This window comes from Nocardia huaxiensis (genome assembly GCF_013744875.1).
GTDB lineage: Bacteria > Actinomycetota > Actinomycetes > Mycobacteriales > Mycobacteriaceae > Nocardia > Nocardia huaxiensis.
This window is the reverse complement of the sequence record NZ_CP059399.1, coordinates 8270010-8294291: the sequence shown is the minus strand read 5'-3', so window position 1 is coordinate 8294291 and position 24282 is coordinate 8270010. Positions and strand designations below refer to the sequence as shown.

Genomic DNA, 24282 nt, shown 5'->3' with positions numbered 1-24282 from the left:
GTGGATAGAGGCTGGTGAGAGCTGTGTCGGGGAATCCGCTGCTGGCGGTGTTGTCGGAAACCATTGCGGTGGCGCGGGCTTCGGAACGCGGGGATCTCGTGGGGCGGTTGGAGACGCTCGCGGGACGGGTGCGGGATCCCCGGCGGCGGATCGTGGTGGCCGGGCTGGGGAATCAGGGCAAGAGTCAGTTCGTGAATGCCCTGATCAACCAGGACGTGTGTGCGGTGGGGGACGATGTGACCACCACCGTCACGGCCACCCTCGCTCACGGCGAGCAGGCGCGAGCCGCGCTCGTGGTTGCCGCCGGAGATGGTGAAACATCGCGGGTGGCAGTGCCTTTCGAACAGGCCGGGGCAGTCACGCAGCGGATTCCGGAGGCACAGGGACGGCCGGTGCTGCGCGTCGAGATCGAACTGCCGAACCGGCTGCTCGGCGACGGAATCGTGGTGCTGGATACGCCCGGCCTCGGCGCGCACGGAAGCGCTGGTGGCGCAGCGGTCCTCGGGAATGTGCCGGCCGCCGACGCGGTGCTGATGGTCACCGACGCCTCGACCGAGCTCACCGATCCGGAGGTGGAGTTACTGCGGCAGGTGCGGGAGCTGTGCCCGGCGGTGGCGGTGCTGCTCAGCAAGGTCGATCTGTATCCGCACTGGCGGCAGGTGTTCGACGCCAACCAGAATCACCTGCGCAAGGCCGGTGTCGAGGTGCCGATGATTCCGGTGTCCGCGCTGCTGCGCACGCATGCGATGCGGTTGCAGGACGAGCAGCTCGGGCGCGAATCCGGATTCGGGCTGGTGTTCCAGTTCCTGCGCGATCAGGTGGTGGCGCGGGATCAGGCCGAAGTGGCGCGCACCGTGGCCCTCGACATCAGCTCCGCCGCAGAGCATTTGGCGCTGGCGCTCGGCAGTGAGCTGGTGGCGCTGCGCGACCCCGAGCGCGGTGCGGCCGCCATCCGGGAACTGCAATCCGCGAAAACCGCTGCGGAGCAACTGCATCGGCGCACCGCGGTGTGGCAGCAGACGCTCGGCGACGGGGTCACCGATCTGGCCGGGGACGTGGATCACGATCTGCGGAATCGGCTGCGCACCATCTCCCACGAGGCGGAGGAGTGGATCGACGACCATGATCCCGGCCGGCACTGGGACACCATCGAGGACTGGCTCACCACCACGGTCGGCACCGCGGTCGGTGACAACCTGCTGTGGACCCGCAATCGCGCGGTGAAGCTCGCCGAGAAGGTCGCCACCCATTTCACCGAAATCGGCGCGGTGGATCTGCCCGATGTGCGGGAATCCTTGGACGGCAATGCGTCTCGCGCGGGCTCCTGCACCCTGTCCGACCTCGAACCAGACCTCGGATTCGGCCACAAACTGCTGGTGGGCGTGCGCGGCTCCTACGGCGGCGTGGTCATGGTCGGCCTGGTCGGCACGCTGGCCGGGCTCTCCCTGATCAACCCGCTGTCCCTCGGCGCGGGAGTCCTCCTCGGCGGCAAGGCTTTCCGCGACGACAAGCAGGCCCGCCTGGCCAAACGCCGCGCCGACGCCAAGACTGCCGTCCGCCGCTACGTCGACGACGTCGCCTTCCACACCGGCAAGGAGACCAAGGACCGCCTGCACCGCATCCACCGCCTCCTGCGCGACCACTTCACCGCCGTCGCCGACCGCACCCTCCGCTCCCTCGACGAATCCCTGCGCGCCGCCCAGGAAGCCGCCACCCTCGAATCCACCCACCGCACCCAGCGCGCCACCGAACTCGAACGCCGCCTCCGCACCGTGGCCGAACTGCGCCGCCACGCCGACGCCATGCTCGGCATCGAGGGCGTCCGTGCCCAGGCGCTGGCCGCCCCACAACCCGACCACCGCAGCTTCCCCGCGATCCAGCGGAGTCCGGGAGAACCGGCCTGAGCCTCCACATTTCGCGCCGAATCCGCCATTCCGGCAGCAGAGCGCCGCACAATGTCTGCTCGGACCGGACTCCGCCGTGGGCATCACCGCGGGATCGCGTCAGTACGCGCGCTCGGGCGGTGGACCCGCTCGCCGCTGGAATCCACACGATCTGGTGCGGCATCACAGCGGTGGATCCCGGCCGAAAGCATGCCGGGATGACGGAGGATGAGCCGAGTGCCGTTGCGGTATTCAGCGCCGGGTTCCGGTGCGAGACGCATCCGCTGTCGCCTGCGATAGACGTGTGAGAACCGTCCCGGGTGCTAACGCGGCGCGGGTCCGGTGCGAATGCCATGCGATGCGTGGAGGTGTGGAGTGCGGAATGGCGAGCCGATGAACTATGACTCGGCGGGGTACGGGCTGGTGCCCGAGACTCGCGGGTTGGTCGCCGCTGCGCGCCGCGCCTTCGGGGATCAGCCGCGCGTGCGGGCACAGCTGGACGAATGTGCGCGGCGGTTGGATCAGCCGCTGCGGGTTGCGCTGGCGGGGCAGCTCAAAGCGGGGAAGTCGACCCTGTTGAATGCGCTGGTGGGGCAGGATATCGCGCCCACGGATGCGACCGAGTGCACGCGGATGGTGACCTGGTACCGGAACGGTGCCGCGCCGCGCGTGACCGCGTATTCGGGGGATGGGGCGCGGGCCGATGTGGTGGTGCGGCGCGGACGCGGGGCCGACGGGCTGCCGGGCGCGCACGGGCTCACCTTCGACCTGTCCGGGCTGCGGTGGAATGCGGGCGTGCCACGGGAGGTCGACCACCTCGAGGTGGAATGGCCGTCCGCGGAGCTGGCGCAGACCACGATCATCGACACCCCCGGCATCTCCTCGCTCTCACGGGACGTCTCCGCGCGGACTTCTCGACTGCTCACCCCCGAGGGCGGCGGAGCGGCCCTGCCCAGCGCCGACGCTGTCGTCTACCTCCTGCGCCGACTCGACGCCGCCGACATCGACTTCCTCGAGCGGATCGGCTCCGGCGCGGAACGTGGCGGGCCATTGGATGCCGGCGGTGCGTCGGGCGCATATCGCACGCGACCGACGGGCGGTCATGGTCCCGGGTCTGCCAATCACGGTTCCGCTGCCGATCATGGAGGAGCGCATGGTGCCTTCGGCTCGCGCGCGATGGGTCGATCGGCCGGGGGCGGTGTGGGAGGCCCTGGGCCGCTGGGCGTCATCGGGGTGGTTTCCCGCGCGGACGAGATCGGGGCGGGGCGGATCGATGCGCTGCATTCGGCTCGGGATGTGGCGGCGCGGTTTTCGGGGGAGCTCGAGCGAACCGGGTTGTGCCAGTCGGTGATTCCGGTGGCGGGATTGCTGGCGTTCGCGGCGGCCACGCTGCGGCAGCGGGAGTATGCGGCGTTCGAGGCGTTGGCTACGGTGCCTGTGCAGGAGTTGACGGCGGCGCTGCTGTCGGCGGATCGATTCGCTCGGGCGGACCTGCCGTTGCCCGTGCCGCCGGAGATGCGGGGACACCTGGCGGCGCGGTTCGGATTGTTCGGGATTCGGTTGGCGGTCACGCTGATTCGGCTCGGCGTGCGCGATTCGGAGTCGCTGGCAACCGAACTCGTGCAGCGCAGTGGGCTGGAGGAGCTGCGGCGGGTGCTGGATGTGCAGTTCGCGCAACGCGCGGACGAATTGAAGGCGCATTCGGCGCTGACGGCGCTGGCGCGAATCCTCGCCACCAACCCTGGAACAGCCGCCGACACGCTGCTGCCGCGGGTGCGGACGCTGCTGGCCGATGTGCACAGCTTCGCGGAACTGCGGTTGCTGGGTCGGCTACGTTCGGACGAATTACCGCTTCCCACAGATGATCTCGGCGAATTGCACCGGCTGATCGGCGGTGCGGGCGTGGCCACCTATCTGCGCCTCGGTCTGTCCGCTCACACGGACATTCCCACCCAGCGTGAGGAAGCCCTTGCGGCAGTACACAAGTGGCGCGCCCGAGCGCGGCACCCACTGGCCGACCAGTTCACCGCCAACGCCTGCCTCACCGCCGCCCGCAGCGCCGAGGGACTGCTCGAAATCCTCCACGAGCCTCCGACCACGCCCCTGGCCCGAATCTCTCCCATTCGCCCGCGGTCGTAGGCAAAGGCCATGCCATTCGCTGCCGCTCGGCGTTCTGAGGCCGGAGATCTGCGCTACTGCACCCAGTACTGGTTGGCGAGGTTCTTTTCCGGTCCCCAATTCCAGAACGGGATGTAACCGGAGGGACGTGACATTGCACCGGTGGCGAGCACGACCCGGCCCGGTGCCGCGTTGACGCTCGTCAGATCGATGTCCATGCTGTCGGCTGTGCCGCCTTCCTGGCTGGCGCGCACATAGAAGTGCTGCTGGAACATCGGGATCGGGCCCAGGCGGTCGCCGTCGCCCCCGGTGACCGTGAGGACAATCCACTGATTGCAGGTGGCGTCCTGCGGGAAGCCGGGCAACGCGTCCATGCCGATCGCCTGAACGTTGACCCGGGTGTGCCGTGGGCGTCCCGCCGGATCGGTCTCCGCCCAGACGCGGTAGTGGATCTGGCAGTTCATGGTGTCGCCGATGGCTCGGCCGACCTCCGAGGCCGGCCCGAAGGGCCAGACCGGCTGGACCGGTGGCAGGGCATCGGCTGAGGCGGTGCCGGAGCAACCCAGCGCGACGAGGGCCGCGGCGGCGGTAACAGTGCAGGTCCGGGCAATTCCGGTGAGATAGCGCATGACAGACATCCCCGATAGGCAACTTTCAGCAAACAGACTGATTGCCTATGGGAATGCAAGTCAAATCATGTGGCAGGGGTCACGCTACGGCAGTGCGCTGACGGTGCTTTTCGGGTCGATGAGGATCTTGGCGTGATGGTCGGGGGAAGCCAGGGCGGTGAAGGCGGCGTCGATGCCGTCCAGTCCGACGGTGCCGGTGATCAGCGGCGACGGGTCGACCTTGCCGTCGGCGAGCATGTGCAGGGTGTCGCGGAACTCGCCCGGGTCGTAGCCGAGGACGAAGCGGAGTTCGATTTCCTTGTTGATGGCGAGGGCGGGGTGGATGGTGTCGGGTTGCATGCAGACGCCGACCACGACCACGCGGGACATGGGCGGGGCGGCGGTCAGGATCTGATCGAGAATGCCTGGGACGCCGACGCATTCGAAAACCACCGGGGAATTGGGGCCCTGGTTGAAGGTGTGGGCGGCGCGGAAGAGGTAGTGCCAGGGGAGATTCGGGATGCGGCGCAGGCGTTCCATGCCGTCGAAGGCGAGGTTCAGCAGGTCGGTGGCGCCGCTGATGCGGGGCTTGCGCGGGGAAGCCGTCCAGGGATCGTCGACGCCGGGGTCCACGACCACGTCCGCGCCGCACCGTGCGGCCAGTTCGCGGCGGCGGAGTGAGAAGTCGCTGGCCACGACGGTGCGGACACCGGAAGCCTTCAGCATGGTGATGACAGCGAGACCGATTGGCCCGCAACCGATCACGAAGGCGGTGCGGTTCTTGCCGACGCGGCCCCTGCGGACGGCGTGCCAGGCCACCGCCATGGGTTCGGTCAGGGCGGCGTGGTCGGGGGAGAGACCGTTGGGGACCGGGAAGGTCACCGACTCCTGCACCAGGACCTGTTCGGCGTAACCGCCGGGGGCGGCCACGGACAGGCCGGTCAGGTGCGGTTCGCGGCCGTGGCGCAGGATCGGCATGGCCACCACGGGGGTGCCGGGCCGCCAGCGGCGGCGGGTGCCGGGGCCGTAATCGACTACCTCGCCGGTGAATTCGTGGCCGAGCACGACGCTCTGTTCGGAGCGCATGAAGTGCTGATAGCCGGTGGCGGCGGCGAGGTCGGCCATCTCGTCGCCGTGCGTGCGCGCGTGCAGGTCGGAGCCGCAGATGCCGCAGCGGGTCACATTCACCAGCAGCTGACCGGGACCCGGTGTGGGGGCCGGACGTTCCTCGACCCGGAATTCGCCCTTGGTGCAGACCGTGGCGCGCATGGTGACTCCTAATCCTGCCGTGGCAGCCTCGTCATCCCGGCACGCTTGTGGCCGGGATACACACCAGCGTGGTGGATTCCGGCCGAAAGCGCGCCGGAATGACGGCGAGACTTTCGGATCGATGGGCGGATCGCCCTCGTGTCAAACGATGGCCAGGTCTTCTTCGGGAACGTCGACCTCGTGCTGTTCCAGTCGCGTGTCCCCGGGTAGCGCCAGGAATCCGAGGCACACCAGCGCCATCAGGCCGATTCCCCACCACAGCGTGTAGTTGAACGTGTGCGAGAAGTTGATCGCATTGGCTTCCAGGCCCGCGTCCGTGAGCGTCGCCGCGACCGGCGACTCGCCACCGGTGCTGCGGCAACTGTCCGGCACCACCGACGGATCCACCTCCGCGGACCGATCCTGTACGCAGGCCCGGAAGTTCGCGAGGATCTCCGCCTGCGCCGCCTCCGGGAGGCCGAGCGTGGACAGCTCGGTGCGGGTCTGCTCCGCCACCGCGTTCACTCCGCGCGCCGAATCATCGTCCAGCTGTGCGAAGAACACGATGCCGACCAGCGCCACGCCGAGCGCCATGCCCAGCTGCTGTCCGGTATTGAGCAGGCCGGACGCCGCGCCCGCCTCCCGGTCGGGGATCTGCCCGAGCAGCATGTCGATGGTCGGCGCGACCACGATGCCGAAGCCGATGCCGGTCAGGATCAGTGGCAGCACCATTTGCCATGAGGCGAACCCGGATTCGTAGCCGGTCGCCATGGCTCCGTACACCGCGAAGCCGATGGCGGTGACGAGTCCGCCCGCCACCAGCACCCATTTGCCGAAGCGCGGCGCCAGCACGCTCACCGAGATGCCCGCGCCCACACCCGCGCCGACCGCGAAGAATACGGAGGTGAGCCCGGCCCGCATGGGCGACCAGCCCAGGCCCGCCTGCATGAAAAGCGTCCACACCAGGAAGAATCCGCCGAAGCCGATCCAGAACAGCAGCCAGCTCGCCAGTCCGACCGTGAACGGGCGGGAGCGGAACAGGTCCAGGTCGATGAGCGGTGAGCCAACCGTGCGGGCGCGGCGGCGCTCATAGAACAGGAATGCCGCGAAGGTCGCGAAAGCCGCGGCGATCATGGCGAAAGTCCATGCGGGCCAATCGAGTCGGCGACCCTCGTTGAGCGGATACACCAGCAGCAGCACCGCGGACACCGCCAGTGCCATGCCGATCAGATCCAGGCGCGGCGGGTTGACCGAGCGGGAATCACGCATGACGATGCTCGCCGCGATCAGCGCGGCAATGCCGACCGGGATATTCACCAGGAAGATCGGCCGCCAGCCCAGCTCGAACAGATCCCACTGCACCAGCAGCCCGCCCAGTGACAGGCCGACCGCCGACGCGGAGCCGCCGACACCGCTGTACACGGCAATCGCCTTGGCGCGCTCCTCCTTCGGGAAGGTGATGCGGATGATGGCGAGAATCTGCGGCACCATGAGCCCGGCCATGGCGCCCTGTACGAAGCGGGAGGCGATGAGCATGGTCGGGTCGGTGCTCAGCCCGCAGGCGGCGGAGGCGAGCGTGAAACCCGCCATGCCCAGCAGGAAGAGGTTCTTGCGGCCGTAGATGTCGCCGAGCCGGCCGCCGGTGATGAGGACCGCCGCGAAGGACAGCACATAGGCGGCGATGATCCATTCGATCTGCGAATACTCGGCGTGCAGGTCGTTCTGGATGCTCGGTACGGCCACATTGACGATGGTGACGTCGAGCAGGTCCATGAACCCGGCGGCGAGGACCACTGCGAAGGCGATCCAGCGGCGCGGGTCGAGAGTTGTTGGGGTGGTGTCGGTTTCCACGACGGTCTCTCTTCGATTCGGTGCGGGTGGTGCGACTCCTCAAACTATGCACATGAAGTGATTATCAATCAAGATGGCAATCCTGGTTGGTGCGTTCATGTAGGCTGGTGGGGTGACCGACGCAGCTCCCGAATACCCGCCGCTGTCCGACCATCCCGCATTCCTGTTGGGGCAGTTGGGATCTCACGTCGCGTATCGATTCACGGAACTGCTCGCGCCGCTCGGCATCCGGCCCGCGCAGTTCGGGATGCTGCGGATCCTGCGGGCCAATGACGGGCTCTCGCAGCAGCAGCTGTGCGAGGCGCTGGGCATCCACCGCAATGTGATGGTCGGGCTCGTGGACGACCTGGAGAAGCGGGGGTTCGCGCAAAGGCGCAGGCATCCGGTGGATCGGCGCGCACATGCGGTGCATCTGCTGCCCGCCGCGGAGGAACTGCTGGCCGAGGCGGAGAAGATCGTCTCCGGGCTGAACGACGAACTGCTCGAATCACTCTCGCCGGGAGATCGATCCACGCTGGTCACGCTGTTGCAGCGGGCCGCGGCCGGGAACGGTCTGACGCCCGGCGTCCATCCCGGACTGACCGATCAGGTCAAGGCTCAGGACTGCCGCCCGCCGGAGTGAGGCACGTCACAGCACCGCGCTGTCACAACCCCCGGTTTCCCGTGTCCAACCCGGTGAAAGCAGTTCACACGGAAGGACACCGGCCATGCCGACCATCGACATCCTTGACTCGTTCATCAACTACACCGACACCGGCACGGGCGAGATCCCCGTGGTGTTCCTGCACGGCAACCCGACCTCCTCGTTCATCTGGCGCAATGTGATTCCGCACGTGTCCGGCGAAACCCGGGCGCTGGCACCGGATCTCATCGGCATGGGCGAATCCGGCAAGCCCGACAGCGACTACCGGTTCGTCGACCACGCCCGCTACCTCGACGCCTGGTTCGACGCGCTCGGCCTGGACCAGGTCGTCATCGTCGGCCACGACTGGGGTGGCGCGCTCGGAATGCACTGGGCAGCACGGCATCCCGAACGGGTGCGCGGCATCGCCGTGACCGAGACCTTCCTGCGGCCGATGGAATGGTCCGATATGCCGCCGCAGGGCGCGGAACTGTTCCGCCGCTTCCGCTCCGAGGAAGGCGAGAAGCTGGTGCTCGAACAGAACATGTTCATCGAATTCAACCTGCCGGCCTCCACCCGCGGCCTGTCGCTGTCGGCGCTCGAGGAATACCGCAAGCCCTACCCGACGCCGGCATCGCGCAAGCCGATGCTGGTGTGGCCGCGCGAATTCCCGCTCGGCGGAGAACCGGCCGACGTGGTCGCCATCATCGAGAACTACGACCGGTGGATGGCGGAATCGCCGCTGCCCAAGCTCGTCATGGCCGTCGAGGACGGGGTCGGGCTCGGCGCGCCGGAGGTGATGGACTGGGCGGCAAGCACATTCGCCGCCACCGAGATCGTGCACATCGGGCCGGCCGGGCATCACTGCCCGGAGGATCAGCCCGATGCGATCGGCGCGGCGGTCGCCGACTGGATCCGGCGGCACGCGCTACTCGGTGCGCCCGTCGCCTGACCGGGAAATCGCGCGGCAGGAGACTCCCCGGCGGTGCTCGACCGGTAATCTGAAACGGCCGTGGCAGGGCTGATCGGGGGCGAGGTGCACACCTCGCCCCCGATCCCTTTCCGCTGCCGGTGGCGAATTTCCGCTTGCACGTTGCCTGTTGCGCGCCGATGCTGGGCGGCGTGCAGCTGGAACAGACGGAATCGCAATCGGCCGACGACGCAGCGTCCGGGACGCTCGAACCGGCCGTAGCGCCCGGGGTGCTCGATCAGCAAGCGCTGGCGGTCGAGCGAGAGCTCGTCGCACGGGCGGTGGCCGGAGACCGGACCGCTGTCGGCGAAGTCGTTCTGCTGCTGCAGGATCCGATCTATCGGCTGGCCCTGCGCATGGTGTGGCGGCCCGCCGACGCCGAGGACGCCATGCAGGAGATCCTGCTGCGCGTGGTCGAGAACCTGGACACCTGGCGGGGCGAGGCGCGCCTGCTCACCTGGGCGTACCGGGTCGGGGTCAACCACCTGCTGAACCTGCGGCGCAAGACTCCGCAGGAGACTGCGCAGCTCAGCCTCGACCAATTCGGGGAGGGCTTGAAAGACGGTCTGGCGGAACAGGATTACCGGGGCCCGGAGGGCACGCTGCTCACCCACGAGGTGCGCTTGAACTGCAGTCAGGCCATGCTGCAGTGCCTGGCCCGGGACGAACGGGTCGCGTTCGTGCTCGCCGACGTCTTCGAGCTGAGCTCCGCCGAAGCCGCGTGGATCACCGAGACCACGCCCGCCGCCTTCCGGAAACGGTTGGAGCGAGCCAAGAAACGGCTCGGGAACTTCCTCACCAAGACCTGCGGGCTGGCCGATCCGGAAGCCTTCTGCAAATGTTCGCGCCGCGTCGACAAGGCCCTCCAACTCGGTCGCGTCGATCCCCGCCGACCCGCCTTCGCCGCCCACCCGGTGACCCCCGGCGGCCGCAGCGTCGAAGCGGCGGAGCAGCAGATGGTGCGGCTGCACGACGCGGCGGCGGTGATCGGCGCGCACCCGGATTACGCGGCGCCGCAAGCCCGGATGGACGCCATCGCCGGCATCCTCGGCTCCGGCCGTTTCCCGCTGCTCGACTGAATCCGGGTGTGAGAAGCGCCGTACCGGGTACGCGCACAGTGGCCGAAGGGCAGGTGCCACATGACAAGACAGGATGTCGTCCACGCGCTACTCGCACGCGCCGGAACCAGTTACGCGGAGGAGGCCGGCATCCGCCTGGCCGACAAACCCGCACCCCTGTTCCAGCTGCTGATGCTCGCTCAACTATTGAGCACCCGCATCTCCGCCGACCTCGCGGTGGCGGCCACGAGAGAGCTCGTCACCTCCGGGTACAACACCGCGCAACGCATCGCGGACGCCGACTGGCAGGAACTCGTCGACGCCCTCGGCCGCGCCCGCTACCGCCGCTACGACGAATCCACCGCCACCCGCCTCGGCGCGAACGCGGCCATGATCCTCGACTACTACCAGGGTGACCTGCGCAAACTCGCCGCCGAAGCCAACCGCGAATCCAGCCGGGTAGCCGACCTACTCCAGCAGTTCCACGGCATCGGCCCGATCGGCGCGGACATCTTCCTGCGCGAAGTCCAGGACACCTGGACCTGGATCCGCCCCCACTTCGACGAACGCGCCCGGCGCGGCGCCGAACAACTCGACCTCCCCACCGACCCCGCCGGCCTCGCCCGCCTCAACCCCGACGGCCACGACGCCGACCTGGCCGCAGCCCTGGTCCGAGTCACCCTCGACCACGACTTGGCCGAGGAGATCCTGACCGCTGCCCGGTGAACCGGACCGGAATGCCGGACCGGCGCTTACGATCTTTCCGTGGTTTCGAAGTCGCCCGGATCGGCGGGGTTTTCGGGCGCGGCCGGACGGGTGCGGGCGCGGGATATCGATCGGGTGAATACTCGGGCGCGGCTCGACGCGGCCTATGCGGAAGGGCAGCTCGGGAACGCGGAGTATCACCAGCGGTCGGAGCGGGCCGGGAAGGCCGAGACGCTGGGGGAACTGCATCGGCTGGTGGCCGATTTGCAGGAGTCGCCGGGGACCGCGGATCTGGGGCTGCCGCAGGCGGAATCGAAGCGGACGCGCGGGAGCCGGGCGGAGTATCCGGGGGAGGTCCGGGCGCGGGACAGGGATCGGGCGGCCACGTGTGCGGTGCTGGACGCGGCGCGCGGGGACGGGCAGCTGTCGGCGGACGATCATCGGGCGCTCACCGAACTCGCCGGGGCGGCCAAGACTTTGGGTGAGCTGGCCGATCTCACCGCGGATCTGCAACGGCCCGCCGATGCGCCCGGCGCGCCCAGGCCACCGCAGCCGCACCGCAGGCATTGGTTCGCGGGCGCGGTCGCCGTGGTCGCGACGATGGCGGCGGTCGGGGGCTTCCTCTCGGTGGACCGGACGGCTCCGGCGTCGGAGGTGCGGCCCGCCGTGGACCTGGGCGTGATCGAACCCCGCGTGGTGGCCACGCCGAATCTGCTCACGGCGGAAGGGTTCACGCATTTCCGCGACGTGTATCGCGCCAAGTTCGGTGACGCGCAGGTCGATGAGCTCTCGCTGTTCCCCGACTACGGCTCGTTGACGCGGATGGTGCCGGGGCAGCCCAACCGGCAGGTCGACTACCAGTACCGCGGCGGATTCGATCGCGGCAGCAAGGAACCGGTCACCCGTAAGACCGATACGCCGGTCTTCGATCTGGCCGCGGTGGACGCGGCCGCGCTGGGGCGGCTGCTCGCGGACGCGCCCGCCACGGTGAAGGTGCCGGGCGGCACGGTGAGCCACCTCATCTTCGACCTCGAGACCGCCTCGCCCACGCGAGGCGGCGGCACCGTCTCGATCGTGCGCATCTACGTAAGCAATACCGCCGAGGAGCGCGGCTACCTCGAGGTGAGCCCGGCGGGCGCGGTCCTGCGGATCTCGGAATTCCAGGGTTAGGGCAGGGCGATGACCGAGTTCCGGCGACGAATCGACAATCGGCACAGCGGTATTCGCGTCCGCGACACCGACCGTGTGGACGCCTGCGCCCTGCTCGACGCGGCCCGCGACGAAGGTGAGCTGACCGCGGCCGAGCACGCCCAGCGCACCGCGGCGGCCATGCGCGCGAGCACCTTCGGCGATCTGGACAAGCTGTTGGGCGACCTGCAGATTCCCCGCAATCTCGCGGACGCGCCCGTGGTGCGGCCGGATCGGCGCGCGCCGTCGCGGCGCTGGCAGGCCGCGGCGGCCGTCGTTCTGGTGGCGGCGCTGCTGGGAGCGCTCGGCGGGTGTGTCGGCCGGGTCGCGGATCCCGGTGTGGCGCTGCCCGATCCGACCACCGGTCCCGGGCTGGCGGCCTTCATCGAGGCGTATCGGGCCCACTTCGGCGACACCATGGTCGACGAGGTCTCCCTCTATCCCGGCTATGTGCTGGTGGAGCGGGCGGCGGGCACCCAGAGTGAACGACTTCGCTACGACCGCAAGGGTTTCGGGTCCTACAGCACGTCCTCGCGCGCGAGCGATGTGGTGCCGATCGATCTGGCCACCCTCGATGTTCCGGCGCTGGCCCGGCTGCTGGCGGGGGCCCCGGAGACGGTCGGCGCGCCCGGCGCCGGGCTCAGTCACGTGATCATCGAGCACGAGCAGGGCGAGGACGCGGTCGTGCGCATCTACGCCGACACCTCGGCCAATGGCGGCTTCCTGGAGGTCAGCACGACCGGCGAGCCGCTGGCGGTCCATCCGGTCCAGCGCTGAGCCGACACCTCCTCGCCCGCTGATCAGGCTCGCCGGGCGGGGAGGAGAATGGCCGCACAGCCCTCCCGAAAGTTTTTCCCGGATTCCGGAATAGATCTCCGACCTGGCTAGTTGGTCCAGTCAGTGCAAGGTTGAGTGGAAGCGACTCAAGTTCGAGTTGCACTCGGAGCGAACCGGGTGCAGGATTGAGCCGACCACGCTCAGTGTTGCTGGGGACCGTGCTCCATGCAGTGTCAGGGGCGCAGGGTCCTGACACATCAGCAGGTAAGTCAACTAGGAGGATTCACCATGGCTCGTGCGGTCGGTATCGACCTCGGGACCACGAACTCGGTTATCGCCGTTCTCGAAGGCGGAGAGCCGGTCGTCGTCGCCAACTCGGAAGGATCGCGCACCACCCCGTCCGTCGTCGCGTTCGCGAAGAACGGAGAGGTGCTCGTCGGTCAGCCGGCGAAGAACCAGGCCGTCACCAACGTCGACCGCACCATCAAGTCGGTCAAGCGGCACATGGGTGAGGACTGGAACGTCGAGATCGACGGCAAGAAGTACACCCCGCAGGAGATCTCCGCGCGCACGCTCATGAAGCTGAAGCGCGACGCCGAGGCGTACCTCGGTGAGGAGATCACCGACGCGGTCATCACCGTCCCCGCCTACTTCGAGGACGCGCAGCGCCAGGCCACCAAGGAGGCCGGGCAGATCGCGGGCCTGAACGTGCTCCGCATCGTCAACGAGCCCACCGCGGCCGCGCTGGCGTACGGCCTCGACAAGGGCGACAAAGAGCAGACCATCCTCGTCTTCGACCTCGGCGGCGGCACCTTCGACGTGTCCCTGCTGGAGATCGGCGAGGGCGTCGTCGAGGTCCGCGCGACCTCCGGTGACAACCACCTCGGTGGCGACGACTGGGACGAGCGCGTCGTGTCCTGGCTGGTCGACAAGTTCAAGGCGTCCTCGGGCATCGACCTGACCAAGGACAAGATGGCCATGCAGCGCCTGCGTGAGGCCGCGGAGAAGGCCAAGATCGAACTGTCGTCCTCGCAGTCGACCTCGATCAACCTGCCCTACATCACCGTGGACGCGGACAAGAACCCGCTGTTCCTCGACGAGCAGCTGACCCGCGCCGAGTTCCAGAAGATCACCTCCGATCTGCTGGACCGCACCCGCAAGCCGTTCCAGTCGGTCATCAAGGACGCCGGCATCTCCGTCGGCGAGATCGACCACGTTGTGCTGGTTGGTGGTTCGACCCGTATGCCCGCCGTCTCCGAGCTGGTCAAGGAACTGACCGGCGGCCGCGAGCCGAACAAGGGCGTGAACCCGGACGAGGTCGTCGCCGTCGGCGCCGCCCTGCAGGCCGGTGTGCTCAAGGGTGAGGTCAAGGACGTCCTGCTGCTCGATGTCACCCCGCTGTCGCTGGGCATCGAGACCAAGGGCGGCGTGATGACCAAGCTCATCGAGCGCAACACCACCATCCCGACCAAGCGGTCGGAGACCTTCACCACGGCCGACGACAACCAGCCGTCCGTGCAGATCCAGGTCTACCAGGGTGAGCGCGAGATCGCCTCGCACAACAAGCTGCTCGGCTCCTTCGAGCTGACCGGCATCCCGCCGGCCCCGCGCGGCGTGCCGCAGATCGAGGTCACCTTCGACATCGACGCCAACGGCATCGTCCACGTCACCGCCAAGGACAAGGGCACCGGCAAGGAGAACACGATCAAGATCCAGGACGGCTCCGGCCTGTCCAAGGAGGAGATCGACCGGATGATCAAGGACGCCGAGGCGCACGCCTCGGAGGACAAGACCCGCCGGGAAGAGGCCGAGACCCGCAACCAGGCCGAGTCGCTGGTGCACCAGACCGAGAAGTTCATCAAGGACAACGAGGACAAGGTCCCGGCCGACATCAAGTCGAAGGTCGAGGCGGCCATCGCCGAGGCCAACGAGGCGCTCAAGGGCACCGACATCGCGGCCATCAAGGCCGCGGTGGAGAAGCTCGCCACCGAGTCGCAGGCGCTGGGCCAGGCCATCTACGACGCGTCGGCCGCCGAGGGCGCGCAGTCCGCGAATGGTTCGGGCGCACCGGATTCCGATGACACCGTCGTCGACGCCGAGGTTGTCGAGGAGCCTGAGAAGAAGTGACGAACCAGAACCCGGAACAGGAACCGGTCATCGATCCGGCTGCGTTCGAGGGGCGCTTCGAGCCCACGGGTGAGGTTTTCGAGGCCGCGGCGGAGGACTCCGCCGCGGCCCTCGGGCCTGATGGAGCTCCCGACAGCGCGGACGCCATCGCCGACACGATCACGGCCGAACTGGCCGAGCGCACCGCCGATCTGCAGCGCCTGACCGCCGAATACGCCAACTACCGGCGGCGCGTCGAACGGGACCGCAAGGCCACCATCGACACCGCCAAGGCGCAGGTCGTCAGCGAACTGCTGCCCGTGCTCGACGATCTCGACCGCGCCCGCCTGCACGGCGACCTCGACTCCGGACCCCTCAAGGGCGTCGCGGACAAGCTGGTCACCGCGCTGCAGAAGCAGGGCCTGGAGGAATTCGGCAGCGAGGGTGAGGCTTTCGACCCCACGCTGCACGAGGCCGTGCAGCACGAAGGCTCCGGGCACAACCCGGTGCTGGGCATGGTGATGCGCAAGGGCTACCGCTTCGGCGATCGCGTCCTGCGCCACGCGCTGGTCGGCGTCACCGACGGGGTAGCGGATTCGATTGCGGGGCAATCGGATTCTTCGAACGCTGGCCCGGATGCCAGTAACAACGGATAACACCGCGAGAGGAGGAGATGCCCGGTGAACCGGGAGTGGCTCGAGAAGGACTTCTACAAGGAGCTGGGTATTTCCTCCAGCGCGACGCAGGACGAGGTCAAGAAGGCATACCGCAAACTGGCCCGCGACCTGCATCCGGACAAGAACCCGGGTGACACCAAGGCCGAGGAGCGGTTCAAGGCGGTCAGCGAAGCGCATTCGGTGCTCTCGGATCCCGAGAAGCGCAAGGAATACGACGAAGCGCGCCGGCTCTTCGCCAGTGGCGGTTTCGGTCGCGGCGGGTTCTCGCCCGGCGGCGGCTACGGTCAGACCGGCGGTTTCACCCAGGACTTCAACCTGGGCGACATCTTCGGCGGCGGCACCGCCAATGCCGCCGACGGCGGCCTCGGCGACCTGCTCGGCGGCCTGTTCAACCGGGGCGGCGCCCGGGCCTCGTCGCGACCGCGGCGCGGCAGCGACGTGGAGACCGAGACGACCCTCGGCTTCCGCGAAGCCGCTCAGGGCGTGACGGTTCCGCTGCGCATGACCAGCCCGGCCGCCTGCACCACCTGCCACGGCAGCGGTGCGAAACCCGGCACCTCGCCGCGAGTCTGCCCGCACTGCAATGGATCCGGCGTGGTCAGCCGGAACCAGGGCGCGTTCGGATTCAGCGAACCCTGCGACGACTGCCGGGGCACCGGATCGATCATCGACGATCCGTGCCCGGACTGCCGGGGCTCCGGCATCCAGAACCGCACCCGCACCATCACCGTGCGCATTCCCCCGGGAGTACGTGACGGGCAACGGATCCGGCTCGCCGGACAGGGTGAGGCGGGGCTGCGCGGCGCACCGCCCGGTGACCTGTACGTCACCGTGCACGTCAGCCAGGACAAGGTCTTCGGCCGCAACGGCGACGACCTCACCCTGGTGCTGCCGGTCAGCTACAGCGAACTGGTTTTGGGCACAACGGTTTCCGTCCCCACCCTGGACGGCCGCGTCGGCGTCAAGGTGCCCCCGGGTACCGCCGACGGCCGCACCCTGCGGGTGCGCGGACGCGGTGTCGCCAAGCGCGACGGCGGCGCCGGTGACCTGCTGGTCACGGTCAAGGTCGCGGTTCCGCAGAAGCTGGACGACAATGCTTCCGAAGCGCTGCGGCGCTACGCCGAAGCGGAGAAGACCAGTGGCTTCGATCCACGCGCTGGATGGGCAGGTGCGTAAATGAGTTCCGATCCCAAGAAGGCCGAGGCGCAATACTTCCTGATCTCGGTGGCCGCACAGCTGGCGGGCATGCACGCCCAGACGCTGCGCACCTACGACCGCCTGGGCCTGGTATCGCCCCAACGCACGTCCGGCGGCGGCCGGCGCTACTCCGACCGGGACGTGGAGCTGCTCCGCGAGGTGCAGCGCCTGTCCCAGGACGAGGGCGTCAACCTCGCCGGCATCAAACGGATCATCGAACTCACCAACCAGGTCGAGGAACTCCAGCAGCGAGTCGCCGAACTGGCGTCCGAGGTGGACCGCCTCCGCGCGGGCTACCGCCCGGATCTCACTCCACCCCAACGCAGTACGGCCCTCGTGGTCTGGCAACCCCGCAACCGCCGACAGCAGTAACCGTGCCCCACCCGGTGTGAACCGGACAGGCACCAGGAAGGCAGCGACCCGAATCCGGGCCGCTGCCTTTGTCGTTCATCGATCTCCAGGCTTCAGCTGCACGTCGATCCGGTACTCAATGCCTCGACGACCAGCACGCTCGTATCCGCTCGGACCTGAACCGGTCCCTTGGCCGTCCAGGCGTAGTACAGCGCGGTGATGCGGTGGACGCCCGAAAAGGCCGGGGTCCAATCGAATCGTGCGTTTCCCTCGGCATCGGTCACGCTGCTGCCCAAGAAGTTCTCGTCCTCCAGGAATCGCAATTCCAGGGGCAACGGCAGGTACGGCTCCGTGGCCTTCGCGGTCACCGTGGTCGTACATCCGCGACCCACCGCGCTGACCGACCCGAGGCCCGGCACCGACACGGTCAATGACGTGTCCGCGTGGGCAGCGGCGGCCAGTGTTCCGCCGGCCGTCATGCAGATCATCAGCGCGGCCGCCGACGCAGGCAGGCGTCGAAGGGCGTTCATCCGGATCAACTCCCCGTCGGCAGGCAGACGGACCCGAGGTTGAGGCCCTGGGACACGGTAACTTCGTCGTGCGTCGGCGGGAAGGGCAGACCGATGGGGAGGTACGGCTGGAATTGTGTGCTGATCACATAGCGGGCCGCACTGCGTGGCGTCCAGTCGATCCGGGCGTTTCCGGATGAGTCGATCTCGGAATCGCCGGAGACCTCGGTGCTGCCGGTCGACTCGACCCAGATGGTGAAATGCACGGTGCCCCTACCGATCTGGCTACCGTAACCGGACGCGGTGAGGGTGGAGGCGCATCCGACCACAGGTCTGGAGCTCGACAGGCCGGACCCGGAGACGCTGACGTCGGCGGCGGCGGTGGGGGCCAGAGCTGCGAGGGTTGCGCCGGCGAAGACGGCGGCGATCACGTTGCGCGGACGGAACATGCTTTGCTCCTGGTGTTTCGGGGTGGATCGAGTGGGTCAGTTGTCGCGGCAGACGGCGACGACATCGGTGCGGATCGGATTCACGTAGTAGCTGGAGGACAGGGTGGCCTGTATCGCGATGCAGCTGAAGCTCGGCAGGTCGGCGGCGGCATCCACGGCGACGACCCCACCCCAGCCGGCGACCTGCGCGGGGAAGGTAGTCACACCCTGGGCGGGCATGTTCGGGGTCGGCGGTTCGACCATCCAGCAGACATTCGTCGCATCGCACGTCTTCCATTTCTTGGAATCTGTTCTCGCCCAAGAGATTTCGACATTCTCGGCGGGCGGTCCTTGATCGGCGACCCGGCGATACTCGGCATTGAACCCCGTCCACCAGCCGATGAACTGGTTGAGGTGCAGGCACAGTTGGTCGCCACCCGCGGTGACCTGCTCGCAATTCCATTCATCGGGGGCCGGTTTCGCGCCCGCCGGGCCCGAGAACATGACGGTGGCGAGCAGACCCGCCGCGGCGGCCGCCGAAATTCGTATACGGGTGCGGTTCCGGTCGCGCTTGCGTAAGGCATCCATGGGGGCTCCTGTGATCGGTTGTCATGCAGCAGAATCAGGGCTGCCGCGCGGGGACGGGAGAGTAGCGGGCTACTCGAGAATCGGATTCAGGATTCGGCAGTGCGGAGGGGGCGGGCAATGACGACAGCTCACTGAGTGAGCCGAGTGCGGTGGCCGACCGCCCCCACTCTCAGGGTCGGCTGCGCCGCTCCGAGACGTGGGGATGCCTGCATCCCGGCGGCGGTGAGCCCTCTATGCCTGTGGCTCGGACCCTGCGGTCCTAATCTGAATATCTGTGTGATTCACGGGGATTCAGGGGGCGCACCTGGCCCGCGAAATTGTGCCGCAGACACGGTATTCGCTCGTCGATCGGCGGCGGCTGGGTGAGTCGCTGGTTCGCGCGCACGACCTGGGTCGCATGCATGAGAACGAGCAATCGGTGCTCGGGATGAGCACTGCGGCCGCGGTGATCCGGAATGGGGCCGGTGAGGTGACGGCCTTGTTGGCCGTTGCGTGCCACAGCGATCGGGCTGTTCGCCGGTTGGATGCTGCGGTCGCGCGGGCGGCCGAGCAATTGGAAGTCGAATTGCGGCGGCGGGAATCGCGAATTGAGGTCGGTCGGTAGGTTTGGTAAATACGGACCGCCCGGTTGGTGAAATACTTCAGTTGGGTGATTTGTCCGTATGCTGGAGGGGATTTGGGAGCGGGCGGGGTTGCGGTGGGATCGCTACTTTGTTGAGTCTTGCAAAACGAATGCCGCACAACAGATGGCTGAAAACCCGTGTTGGGCGGCGTGTTCCAGGTGAACAGTTGGTTTTCGGTCGGATTTGCCTGGCTTTGGCTGGTTTTAGAGGAATTTAGTGCGTGTTGTTGAAACGAGCCGTTCCGTAGCTGGCTAACCTCGCCTACACTTGCTGAGCAACGGCTGCTGTCGAGTGTCCCGCAGCACTGCACTCGACGGCCCTGCCTGTGTTCGAGTGCGAAATGGGGTTGTGACACAAATGGATTCGCGGACCGTCGCATTGATAAGAACGACGTTCAAGGCGGTTGCTGCGGAGGACGGTGGCCCCGAGAAACTCGCCCGCTCGTTCTACGCCATCCTCTTCACGGAATATCCACAGGTTCGCGATTTCTTTCCGGCCGCGCTCGACGCGCAACGCGATCGGCTGGTGAAGGCCATCGCCTATGTGGTGGACCGGCTGGAGGAACCCGACAAGCTGCTGCCGTTCCTCGCCCAGCTCGGGCGCGACCATCGCAAGTACGGAGTGGTCGCGGAACACTATGCGGCCGTGGGGAAATCGTTGAAGTCCGCCTTGCAGGCGTATGCCGGCACCGAACTGTGGACCGACGAAGTGGACCGGGCCTGGGACGAAGGCATCGGCGTCATCTCCGACACCATGATCGGCGCTGCCGACAAGGAATCCACGCCGCCCGTGTGGACCGGTACCGTCATCGAACACCGTGAGGTGCTACGCAACCTCGCCGTGGTGCGGCTGAAACTGGACCAGCCCATTCAATACGCTGCGGGGCAATACATGTCGGTGCAGATCCCGGCCCGGCCGCGCATGTGGCGCTACCTTTCCCCGGCCATCCCCGCCAACTCCACCGGCGAGATCGAATTCCACATTCGCGGCGTCACCGGCGGCTGGGTGTCGCCCGCCATGGTCGGGCATACCCGCGTCGGCGAACAATGGCTCATCGGGTCGCCGCTCGGCGGCCTCGGCGTCCCCCGCAATACCCGCCGCAAACTCCTCATGATCGGCTGCGGCACCGGAATCGCCCCGCTGCGAGCGCAATTGATGGCCATGACGCAGCGCCGCTCCAATCCGAAGGTGGATCTGTTCGTCGGCGGCCACTACCCGTGCGATCTCTACGACCTCGAAGTGCTGAGCCAGCTCGCCCAGGCCAACAAGTGGCTCACCGTCCACCCGGTCACCGAATCCAATGAAAACCCCTGGTGGCACTTCGAAGACCCGTCCGAATCGCCGAAGGACTACACCAGCCTCCAGCCCCGCCAGGTCGGTCAGATCGGCAAAGTTGTTGCGGCAGCAGGCTCCTGGACCGACCGCGACGTGCAGATCGTCGGCGCCCCCTCCATGGTGCAGACCACCAAGTTCCGCCTCATGGCGGCGGGCACGCCCACCAAGAACATCCGCCACGACCCGCTCTTCTGAGCAGGCCGGCTAAAAGCCTTCGTAACGAATGGATTCCGGCGGAGTGCCGGTCGCCACGAGGTTCTCGACGGTTCTCTGCACCGGAGCGGACGCACCGCAGACCAGGATCTGATGGTGGTCGAGCGGGCCGAACCGATGCGGGATATCCGCGATGGAGCCGTGCAGCATTTCCTCGGGATGGAACCCGATGTCGACGCGGCAGGACTCGTACCACATGTCGGTGCGGTCCGGATCCTCCTCGTCCTCGACCACGGGAATCACCGTGAGCCACGGTAGTTCGCCGGTCAGCAGGTACAGCATGTCGGAGGCGTACAGGTCGCGCGGGTAGCGCGCGCCCACGAACAGATGCGTGGCGGGCGGCTCGGGCCGCCGGGCCAGATCCAGCAGCAGGGAACGCATGGGGGCCAGGCCGACCCCGTCGGCGATCAGCACCACATCCGTGGCGTCCTCGTCGATCGCGAGCCAGCCGGCGGGGGAGGTGATGCGCCATTCGTCGCCGGGACGGGTGTCGGCGACCAGGGAGCCGCTGCACCAGCCGCCGGGGATCGTGCGAATGTGGAACTCCAGCTTGCCGTCGAGAGACGGCGGCAGGGCGGAGTACAGGCGGCGAATCATGGTGGGGTGCTGCGGAGTTCGCACCTCCACCGACTGCCCGGGGGCGAAGGGGACGAACTCGCCGATGAGGCGCACCACCGTGGTGTCCTCGCGGAGGCGGTGCGCGCCGACCACGGTGGCGGTCCATTCCGTCGACTCGCCCAGGGCGAGCGCGCCGGTGTCATCGGGGCCGATCGTCACCGCAAACTCCTTCGAAGAACCTGTGCTGCAACAACTTCCGGTCGATCACACCGGATCGGACTGGATGGCCGACTCCGGCGTTCCCACCGCGAGCAGGGCCTGCCGGGTGTCGGCGATCATGCGCGCTGAACCGGCGATCTGAATCTGCCGGTCCGCCCACGCGCCGAAACTGGCCACCACCGCGCCCAGGTTACCGATCAACCGCCGATGCATGCCGAACGGCGTTTCGGCGGGCGGATACGGATGCCACCACGGATTGGATTCGTTCTCGCACACCGGCACCACGGTCAGCCACGGATTGGATTGCGAGAGCTGCCACATGTTCTCGACATCGTAGAGATCGCACGGGTAGCGCCCGCCCATGAACAGATGCACCCGCGGATTGATGCCGCGCCGCCCCATCTCGATGAGCTGCGCGCGAATCGGCGCGATACCGGTGCCGGAGCTGATCATGAGCACATCGCGGCGGCTGCGCAGATCCACGTGCAGGCCACCCAGCGGCGCCGCGATCATCCAGCGGTCGCCCACCTGGGTCTCGTTCACGATGGCCGGGCTCACCCAGCCGGTGCGCACCTTGCGCACATGGAATTCGATCTCGCCGTACGGGTTCGTGGGAATCGCGGGCGACAGGTAGCGCCACATCTTGGGCCGCTGCGGAATCGCCACCGGCACATACTGTCCCGCCTGATACGGGATCGGCGTATCCGACTGCAACCGCACGATCGCCAGATCGTCCACCACCCGCCGGTGCCCCACCACGGTCGCTTCCCAGAACGGTTGCGACTTATCGGAATTCGCGCCGATGGCCATGGAGGCCGAGATCAGGATGGTGATGTCGCGCCAGCCGAACTCCAGCGCCCGATTCCAGTGCACACCGTTGTAGCTGCGGAACGCGGCCAGCAGGGCGCGCCCGGCCATGTCGTAGTGCGCCGCCTCCACCCCGTACTTGCGGTGGTCACGCGCCAGCTGCTCCAGGAAGCGTTGCGCACGGTCCCAGTCCTCCAGATTGTCCAGGACGAACTGGATGGCTGTGACCAGCCGTTTGGGCTGCATGTCCATGGCGGACGGGAACAATTCCCGCAGGGCCGGGATCTCTGCGAATAGATGACCGTAGAACGCGCTGATCAGTCGTTCGGGCCCGTGCGGGGCCTCGACGACTGTCCGGAAGTTTGCGCGGACCAGCGCTGCCGAACGCGCATCCACGACGTCGAGCATTCCTTTCGACTCAACAGGCACCGGAGGTGCTGCTACCTGGGACTCGCCTGGTTGCCGGCGATCCTCCGGGTCAAGTATCCCTGAAAAAACGGTGGTCGCACGGATATAGCCGAGGCGGATCGATTTCCGTAACTCCGGGTTCAGATGACCAGCACTGTTTTGCCGCGCGCGCCCCGGGCGCCGAGCGCGGCCGCGGCGGCGTCCAACGGCGGGGTGGCATCCAGCGGAACGACCAGGTCACCATTGCCGACCCGGCGCAGCAGTTCCCGCAATTCCTTTGCGCCGCCGGAGGATACGAAGTTGCCGCCGGTGATGCCACGGGTTTGCAGGTCGGCGTCGAAGGCCGAGCCGACGGTGCTGAACGCAGCGCCGCCATCGCGGACGAGGCTCAGATTCTCGGCGAAACCCGGGGGCGGGGAGACCAGATCGAAGAGGACGTCGATGCTCGAGCGGGTCATGCGCACCGAATCGGCGATCGACAGCTGGGTGTCCTCCTGCCGGGTGGGGGAGTCGGTGACCGGGACGCGGCCGTAGTTCACCACCTCGGTCGCGCCCAGCCGGATCATGCGATCGGTGTCGTCGGGCCGGGCGGAGGCGATCACGTCGGCCCCGGTCAGCGCGGCGAGCTGCACCAGATAGGAGCCGACCCCGCCGGCCGCGCCGACCACCAGCGCGGTCTGTCCCCGGCTCAGCCCGGAGGCGTTGATCAGATCCAGGGCCGTGATCCCGGCCGTGGGCAGGGCCGCCGCCTGAATGGCGGTGACCTCGTCGGGCACCTTGGCCAGCGCGCTGTCCGGCGGCACCACGATGTATTCGGCGAAGGTGCCGTGCCCCAGCGGCGGCACCAGGAACTTGCCCACCACGCGCTCGCCGATCTCGAATCCGTCCACGCCCGCGCCGATCTGCGAGATGGTGCCCGCGCCGTCGAGGCCGGGGATGAACGGGAAGTCCGACGGGAAGGCGTCTTTCAGCGCGCCGTCGATGACCTTCTGGTCGTACGGGTTCACTCCGGCCGCCTCCAGGGCGATGCGGAGCTGTCCGGGTCCGGCCTCCGGGGTGGGCATCTCGGCGGATTCGGGCTTGCCGCCGAACTCTCGTACCACGATCGCGCGCATGGGCTGCTCCATTCGTCGGGTGTCCCTACGAGCTGTGTGATGCATCAACGAACGATCCCGGTCATCGTATGCGCGCGGCCGGGTGCGCGTAATTTGGACGGTGACTTTGTGCCTCTGGTC

Annotated in this window: 22 protein-coding genes; 13 read left to right on the top strand and 9 right to left on the bottom strand. The window is 67.8% G+C overall.

Translation table 11 applies throughout. From position 1 onward, the window contains the following. The first annotated feature begins 14 nt into the window (after positions 1-14). Positions 15-1904, top strand: a complete 1890-nt coding sequence (locus tag H0264_RS38000) for a dynamin family protein (RefSeq protein ID WP_244976067.1) — start codon at positions 15-17, stop codon at positions 1902-1904. A gap of 372 nt (positions 1905-2276) precedes the next feature. After that, positions 2277-4022: a dynamin family protein gene (locus H0264_RS38910; protein WP_244976066.1), complete on the top strand. Its 1746-nt coding sequence runs from the start codon at positions 2277-2279 to the stop codon at positions 4020-4022. A 53-nt stretch (positions 4023-4075) separates the two neighbouring features. On the opposite strand, the gene H0264_RS37985 is transcribed toward H0264_RS38910, so the two are convergent. The 3 genes from H0264_RS37985 to H0264_RS37975 form a co-directional block, all read right to left on the bottom strand. Continuing rightward, positions 4076-4639, bottom strand: a complete 564-nt coding sequence (locus H0264_RS37985; protein ID WP_181582011.1) for a hypothetical protein — start codon at positions 4637-4639, stop codon at positions 4076-4078. Positions 4640-4714: 75 nt separating this feature from the next. After that, positions 4715-5878 (bottom strand): zinc-binding dehydrogenase, encoded by a 1164-nt coding sequence (locus tag H0264_RS37980; protein ID WP_181582010.1) that lies wholly within the window; start codon positions 5876-5878, stop codon positions 4715-4717. A 141-nt stretch (positions 5879-6019) separates the two neighbouring features. Beyond that, on the bottom strand, positions 6020-7708 hold the full coding sequence (locus H0264_RS37975) for an MFS transporter (protein ID WP_244976065.1): 1689 nt from the start codon (positions 7706-7708) through the stop codon (positions 6020-6022). A 112-nt stretch (positions 7709-7820) separates the two neighbouring features. Between H0264_RS37975 and H0264_RS37970 the strand changes: the two genes are divergently transcribed. The 10 genes from H0264_RS37970 (at position 7821) to H0264_RS37920 (ending at position 17380) form a co-directional block, all read left to right on the top strand. Beyond that, positions 7821-8330 carry a MarR family winged helix-turn-helix transcriptional regulator gene (locus H0264_RS37970; protein WP_220139921.1) on the top strand — a complete coding sequence of 170 codons (510 nt, stop codon included), beginning with the start codon at positions 7821-7823 and terminating at the stop codon, positions 8328-8330. A gap of 85 nt (positions 8331-8415) precedes the next feature. Beyond that, positions 8416-9282 carry a haloalkane dehalogenase gene (locus H0264_RS37965; RefSeq protein ID WP_181582009.1) on the top strand — a complete coding sequence of 289 codons (867 nt, stop codon included), beginning with the start codon at positions 8416-8418 and terminating at the stop codon, positions 9280-9282. 170 nt (positions 9283-9452) lie between these two features. Continuing rightward, the gene (locus H0264_RS37960; protein WP_231083661.1) at positions 9453-10379 is read left to right on the top strand and encodes an RNA polymerase sigma factor; all 927 of its coding nucleotides are present in this window, start codon (positions 9453-9455) and stop codon (positions 10377-10379) included. A 60-nt stretch (positions 10380-10439) separates the two neighbouring features. After that, positions 10440-11084 (top strand): endonuclease, encoded by a 645-nt coding sequence (locus H0264_RS37955; protein ID WP_181582008.1) that lies wholly within the window; start codon positions 10440-10442, stop codon positions 11082-11084. Positions 11085-11123: 39 nt separating this feature from the next. Beyond that, complete coding sequence (locus H0264_RS37945; RefSeq protein WP_244976064.1) at positions 11124-12233, top strand: DUF1707 SHOCT-like domain-containing protein; 1110 nt, start codon at positions 11124-11126, stop codon at positions 12231-12233. A gap of 9 nt (positions 12234-12242) precedes the next feature. Continuing rightward, complete coding sequence (locus H0264_RS37940; RefSeq protein ID WP_181582007.1) at positions 12243-13028, top strand: DUF1707 SHOCT-like domain-containing protein; 786 nt, start codon at positions 12243-12245, stop codon at positions 13026-13028. Positions 13029-13316: 288 nt separating this feature from the next. Next, complete coding sequence (dnaK, locus tag H0264_RS37935) at positions 13317-15155, top strand: molecular chaperone DnaK (protein WP_181582006.1); 1839 nt, start codon at positions 13317-13319, stop codon at positions 15153-15155. Further along, positions 15152-15790 carry a nucleotide exchange factor GrpE gene (gene grpE / locus H0264_RS37930; protein WP_181582005.1) on the top strand — a complete coding sequence of 213 codons (639 nt, stop codon included), beginning with the start codon at positions 15152-15154 and terminating at the stop codon, positions 15788-15790. Before dnaK ends, grpE begins: the two co-directional genes overlap by 4 nt. A 24-nt stretch (positions 15791-15814) precedes the next feature. Then, the gene (gene dnaJ / locus H0264_RS37925) at positions 15815-16987 is read left to right on the top strand and encodes a molecular chaperone DnaJ (protein ID WP_181582004.1); all 1173 of its coding nucleotides are present in this window, start codon (positions 15815-15817) and stop codon (positions 16985-16987) included. Beyond that, positions 16988-17380 (top strand): heat shock protein transcriptional repressor HspR, encoded by a 393-nt coding sequence (locus H0264_RS37920; RefSeq protein ID WP_181582003.1) that lies wholly within the window; start codon positions 16988-16990, stop codon positions 17378-17380. Between the two features lie 92 nt (positions 17381-17472). Here the strand turns inward: H0264_RS37920 and H0264_RS37915 are convergent, their stop codons facing one another. From H0264_RS37915 to H0264_RS37905, 3 genes are read right to left on the bottom strand one after another with little or no spacing between them, the layout of a single operon-like run. Continuing rightward, positions 17473-17889: a hypothetical protein gene (locus H0264_RS37915; protein ID WP_181582002.1), complete on the bottom strand. Its 417-nt coding sequence runs from the start codon at positions 17887-17889 to the stop codon at positions 17473-17475. 5 nt (positions 17890-17894) lie between these two features. Then, entirely contained in the window at positions 17895-18317 is a 423-nt protein-coding gene (locus H0264_RS37910) for a hypothetical protein (RefSeq protein ID WP_181582001.1), read from the bottom strand. 36 nt (positions 18318-18353) lie between these two features. Next, the gene (locus H0264_RS37905) at positions 18354-18884 is read right to left on the bottom strand and encodes a hypothetical protein (RefSeq protein WP_181582000.1); all 531 of its coding nucleotides are present in this window, start codon (positions 18882-18884) and stop codon (positions 18354-18356) included. A 980-nt stretch (positions 18885-19864) separates the two neighbouring features. On the opposite strand from H0264_RS37905, the gene H0264_RS37895 reads away from it, so the two are divergent. Beyond that, positions 19865-21037 carry a globin domain-containing protein gene (locus H0264_RS37895; RefSeq protein ID WP_181581998.1) on the top strand — a complete coding sequence of 391 codons (1173 nt, stop codon included), beginning with the start codon at positions 19865-19867 and terminating at the stop codon, positions 21035-21037. Positions 21038-21046: 9 nt separating this feature from the next. Here the strand turns inward: H0264_RS37895 and H0264_RS37890 are convergent, their stop codons facing one another. From H0264_RS37890 to H0264_RS37880, 3 genes are all read right to left on the bottom strand, one after another. Continuing rightward, a complete protein-coding gene (locus H0264_RS37890; RefSeq protein ID WP_181581997.1) occupies positions 21047-21832 on the bottom strand; it encodes an FAD-binding oxidoreductase in 786 nt (261 codons plus the stop codon). Between the two features lie 45 nt (positions 21833-21877). Next, positions 21878-23035 (bottom strand): FAD-binding oxidoreductase, encoded by a 1158-nt coding sequence (locus H0264_RS37885; RefSeq protein WP_181581996.1) that lies wholly within the window; start codon positions 23033-23035, stop codon positions 21878-21880. 152 nt (positions 23036-23187) lie between these two features. Next, positions 23188-24162 (bottom strand): NADP-dependent oxidoreductase, encoded by a 975-nt coding sequence (locus H0264_RS37880; protein ID WP_181581995.1) that lies wholly within the window; start codon positions 24160-24162, stop codon positions 23188-23190. Between the last annotated feature and the right edge of the window lie 120 nt (positions 24163-24282).